The sequence below is a fragment of the uncultured Arcanobacterium sp. genome (genome assembly GCF_947253055.1).
Classification (GTDB): Bacteria; Actinomycetota; Actinomycetes; order Actinomycetales; family Actinomycetaceae; genus Arcanobacterium_A.
On the sequence record NZ_CAMXYE010000087.1, the window covers coordinates 1 to 4,952 of the forward strand.

General features: G+C 47.4%; 4 protein-coding genes and 1 pseudogene. 3 read left to right on the forward strand and 2 right to left on the reverse strand.

Annotated elements, in window-relative coordinates; genetic code table 11:
* From Q0X35_RS05915 to Q0X35_RS05925, 3 genes and pseudogenes are all read left to right on the forward strand, one after another.
* Window positions 1-527 (forward strand): annotated as a pseudogene (locus Q0X35_RS05915) (protein translocase subunit SecF); the annotation flags it as partial.
* Window positions 528-1,076, forward strand: a complete 549-nt coding sequence (locus Q0X35_RS05920; protein WP_297566489.1) for an adenine phosphoribosyltransferase — start codon at window positions 528-530, stop codon at window positions 1,074-1,076.
* Between the two features lie 49 nt (window positions 1,077-1,125).
* Window positions 1,126-3,441: a bifunctional (p)ppGpp synthetase/guanosine-3',5'-bis(diphosphate) 3'-pyrophosphohydrolase gene (locus tag Q0X35_RS05925; RefSeq protein WP_297566491.1), complete on the forward strand. Its 2,316-nt coding sequence runs from the start codon at window positions 1,126-1,128 to the stop codon at window positions 3,439-3,441.
* 21 nt (window positions 3,442-3,462) lie between these two features.
* Here Q0X35_RS05925 and Q0X35_RS05930 read toward each other — a convergent pair whose 3' ends face one another.
* Both Q0X35_RS05930 and Q0X35_RS05935 read right to left on the reverse strand, forming a co-directional pair.
* Window positions 3,463-4,047, reverse strand: coding sequence for a hypothetical protein (locus Q0X35_RS05930; RefSeq protein WP_297566493.1), 585 nt, complete (start codon window positions 4,045-4,047; stop codon window positions 3,463-3,465).
* Between the two features lie 119 nt (window positions 4,048-4,166).
* A partial coding sequence (locus tag Q0X35_RS05935) for a DUF349 domain-containing protein (RefSeq protein ID WP_297566495.1) occupies window positions 4,167-4,952 on the reverse strand: 786 nt, incomplete at its 5' end.

Here is a 4,952-nt window from a genome sequence, read left to right on the forward strand (position 1 = left end):
TGGGTTATTCCCTCTACGATACGGTGGTGGTATTCGATAAAATACGGGAAAATACTGAGCATCTCACCACCCAAACTAAATACACTTTTGCTGAATCAGCTAATTTGGCAATTAATCAAACTCTCATTCGCTCGATTAACACTTCTCTCACCGGCTTATTCCCAGTGATTGCGGTGCTCTTTATCGGAGTGGGAATACTAGGTGCCGATACTTTGCGGGATTTGGCTCTCGTAATGTTCATAGGAATGATTCTCTCCACGATTTCTTCTATCTTTATTGCGGCTCCGCTTTCAGTGACGCTCGGAGAGCGAAATGAAGATATTAGAATTCACACGGAAAGAGTGCGAAAAATGCGTGCTTTACAGAGCGCGTCTTCCAATGCGGACAAGGATGACACCGCACCAGCGGAATCAGATATGCTAGCTTTGGCCGGGGTAGAAGATAGAATCTCCGGCGGGCATTTAGGGCAAGCTGCTCAACCTAAGAAACGCGGCCACGCGCAGAGAAAAAAGAAGAGGTCTAAATAAATGACGCAGAGTGCGGATTTTCCAGCAGAACTGATAGAACTTGTAGAATCTCATGTGCGAGAGGTAAGCGATTTTCCTGCTCCAGGTGTGCTGTTTCGCGATATTACTCCGCTTATTGCTGATGCGCATGCCTTCCGTTCTTTAATAGATAGCCTAGCGGATCGTTATCGCGGTGAAGTAGATGCAGTAGCCGGCCTAGAATCCCGTGGATTCATTCTAGGAGCTCCGTTGGCTACGGCACTCGGGGTGGGAATGCTGACTGTGCGAAAAGCCGGCCGCTTGCCCGGGCCAGTAGTAGGCGTGGATTACAATCTCGAATATGGGGAAGCGCGGATGGAGCTGCAACCTTTCACCGTGCAAGACGGCATGCGGGTACTAGTAATTGACGATGTTTTAGCTACCGGTGGCACCGCAGGAGCAGCTTTTGATTTGATACGGCAAGCTGGGGGAGTTCCGCATAAGCTGTGTGTGTTACTCGAACTGGAAGATCTAGGCGGCCGGGCAAATCTGAGTGATGCGATTCCTATTGATTCGGTGCTGCGGTATTAATTCGAAGGTCAATTAAGGTTATTGCCAAATAAAGCGGTATACTTTCGGCATGGAAGAGAAAAATCTGGCTGAAAATGCTTCTTCTGCGAGCAGTAAAGACGAGAAGCCGCTTTACGAATGGGCAGAAGCAGCTGGCGAGAAGCCTCTTCCCGCGGCTATGCAGGAAATTCTGCAAGTCTGTAAGGGCCGCAATATAAATTTAATGCGCCTGATAAATGCTTATCAGGTAGCTGATAAATGGCATACTGGCCAGCGGCGGCGTTCCGGCGAAGCATATATTATTCATCCTTTAGCTGTGTGTCGGATTTTAGCTGACTTAGGAATGGATGAGGATACCCTCGTCGGCGCTTTGCTGCACGATACTGTAGAAGATACTGGTTATACGCTACCTGCCTTACGCAAAGAATTTGGAAATACGGTAGCGCTTTTAGTCGATGGCGTCACCAAGCTCGATAAAGTCGAATACGGGGAAGCAGCCCAGGCCGAGACCGTGCGAAAAATGGTCGTAGCTATGGCAAAAGATATTCGCGTTTTATTGATAAAACTGGCGGATCGGCTACATAATGCGCGTACTTGGCAATATGTAGATCCGGAATCAGCGCGGAATAAAGCGCGGGAAACCTTGGAGATCTATGCACCACTTGCGCACCGCTTGGGGATGAATTCCATTAAATGGGAATTAGAGGATCTTTCTTTTAAAACTCTCTACCCGGCGGTTTATACCGAAATTGAGCGAATGGTGAAAGAGCGCAATCCTGAGCGCCTAGCCTATATTGAAGAAATTAAAAAAATTCTGCAGGATGAACTAGAAAAAGCGCATGTAGAGTGCAGTATTTCCGGGCGACCGAAACATTACTACTCGATCTATCAGAAGATGATTCTGCGCGGGCGCGATTTTGAAGATATCTACGATTTGATTGGCGTGCGAGTACTGGTAAATGAAATTCAAGATTGCTATACCGCTCTCGGGGTAGCAAATTCAGTATTCACTCCCGTGCAGGGGAGAATTAAAGATTATATTGCCAGCCCGAAATTTAATTTTTATCAATCTATCCATACTTCCGTAATTGGGCCGGATGGTCGCACTGTAGAAATTCAAATTCGTACCTATGACATGCATCGCCGCGCCGAATACGGAGTGGCGGCGCATTGGCGTTATAAAGAAAATCCCAACCAGAGCGAAAATAATGGTTCCGATAGCGGAGATGAAAGTGCTCAGCTCGAATGGCTACGGCAACTCGTAGATTGGCAGCGGGAAACGGCTGATCCTAAAGAATTCTTAGATTCGCTGCGCTATGAAATATCGGGTAATCAAGTATATGTATTTACCCCGGCGGGAGAAGTGCTGGAATTAGCTGCGGGGTCCACACCGGTAGATTTCGCTTATGCGATTCATACTGAGGTAGGGCAAAAGACAGTCGGAGCAAAGGTTAATGACCGACTCGTCACTTTAGATCATCGCCTAGAATCAGGAGATACCGTCGAGATAATTACCGCCAAATCATCTGATGCGGGCCCTTCGCAGGGGTGGTTAGAATTTGTGGCTACGCCGCGGGCACGCGCAAAAATAAAGGCGTGGTTTACGCGGAGCCGGCGGGAAGAAGCTATCGAAAATGGGAAAGAGAAATTAGCAAAAGCTATTCGGCGGCGTAATGAGCCAGTGCAGCGTTTAATGTCGCATGAAACTCTCAAAGCGGTAGCGCAAGATTTACTGCGAAAAGATGTATCTGATCTGTATGTAGCTATTGGGGAGGGAGCAATTACTCCCGAAAAAGTAGTGCGTTTGTTGATATCTTCCCAAGGCGGCAACGCCGGAGTGGAAGAAACTTTAGCAGAAGCAGTCACCCCGGCGCGTATTCAAAAGCGAAATACGGGAGATTTATCTGCCGCGATTATCGTAAAAGATATCGAGGATGCTGATGTATTAGTAACTTTGGCAAAGTGCTGTACGCCGGTACCTCCGGATGAAATTATTGGTTTCGTTACGCGGGGGCGGGGTATCTCCGTGCACCGCACTGATTGCCCAAATGTTACGTCTTTAGAAAAACAGCCGGATCGCTTTATAAACATCGCTTGGGAAGCGGCTGCAGAAGGGCCTTTCTTGGTGCAGGTACAGGTTGAAGCCCTGGATCGGAAAGGTCTATTGGCGGATGTGACGCGCGTATTTTCGGAACATGATATAAATATGCTTTCTGGCTCTATCAATACTTCTACTTCGCGCATAGCTCGCTCTAATTTCACTTTTCAAATGGCTGATCCTAGGCATTTGCAGCAGGTCTTAAAAGAATTGCGAAAAATCGAAGGTGTGCATGATGCCTATAGAATCACTGCTTCGAAAAAAGAGGGCCATCGCCGCGTAGACTAAAAAATTTGAGCTGCTCTTTATTTATTTGGTGCGGGAATCGCTTTTCGATTCTAAATTTTTATAAACTCCGGATTCAATAAACTGTGCTACTGCTTTGCGCGCTTGGCGAATACCAGTTGCTCCGCGTATTTCTTTACTGCACGCATAGATTGCTTCTAAAGAACTGCCAGCTTCCAGTAGTGCAGAAATTTTTTCGCTCCCTGCTATTAAATCGACTCGTAATAAATCTATAGCAGTGCGTTCTTTAGTGGTGAGTAGTTGCCCGCCGATTCTTTCAATATGAGCAGCTGGAAAACGCCTTCGGCTTTGCGGGCGCCGGCGTTTCTCATCTTGCCGGCTAATATTCAGCTCTCGAGCTAAAGCCGGAGTGGAAATTCCGGTGTGAATCCAAAATGCGCTGTGCATCCCAGCGATATCGCCTTCCGTAGTCAATCGAGAAATAATATATCCGCGCAAGGGCGGGGAAAAAGTGAATACAGCCGGTGTAAAACAGGCTTCGCCTAATTCAATAAATTCTGTTTTGCAGTGGCGCAGTTCTTGCAGCTCCGCAAAAGATTGCGGATAGATAATGAGCGGTGGAGAAGCTAGCTTTAGTGAATGAATCATTTTTTAAGTAAAGCAGATACGCAAATATAAAACAGGGGCAATCCGCAACTGTGGATTGCCCCTGCCGGTAATAATTACCAAGTGTAGAATAGCTGCTATTTTGCAGAATTCTCTAGCTACTAATTTTCCAGCACCGCTTCTAGCCAGGCTTTGCGGGCAGCCAATGCTTCTTCATGCTCTTTTAGCATCTTGGCATCGCCTTTCCGTTTATCCTCCGCAATCTGCTCTTCTAATTCCGCAATCAGCGATTCTAACTGAGCTGCCATACCGGAAGAACGCTTCTCTTTCTCCGGATCATGCATCTCCCACTTTTTATTTTCCGCATCGCGAATCGAACGTTCAATTTCCCGCATTCTTCCCTCAGTGCGGGTAATATCGGCGCGCGGTACTTTCCCAATCGCATCCCACTTTTCTCCAATGAGGCGAATTTGCTCTTTGGCATACTGAACATCGCTTACGGGGAGAAGTTTTTCGGCCTCTTCGAGCAGTTCTAATTTGCGCGTTAAGTTTTCGGAAAACTCTTTATCCATTTCGGCGTTGCGCGTATTCCGTGCGTCAAAAAATACTTGCTGGGCAGCTCGGAAACGCTCCCAAAGGCGATCATCTTCTTTCCGCGCCGAGCGGCCCGCTCGTTTCCAATCTTCGAGAAGTTCCCGATACTGAGCAGAAGTGGCATTCCAATCTGTAGAATTTTGGATAGCTTCCGCCTGCTTAATAATTTCTTCTTTCCGCGCCACGGTCTCTTTGCGTTGTACCTCTAGTTGGGCAAAAAAGTGCCGACGCTGCCGATCAAATTTTGTGCGTGCTGCCGAGAAACGCTTCCAGAGAGCATCTTCAGCAGTTTTCCCTAATCGAGCTCCCTGGCGTTGCTCACCTTTCCATTCTTCGAGAAGATTATTCAATTC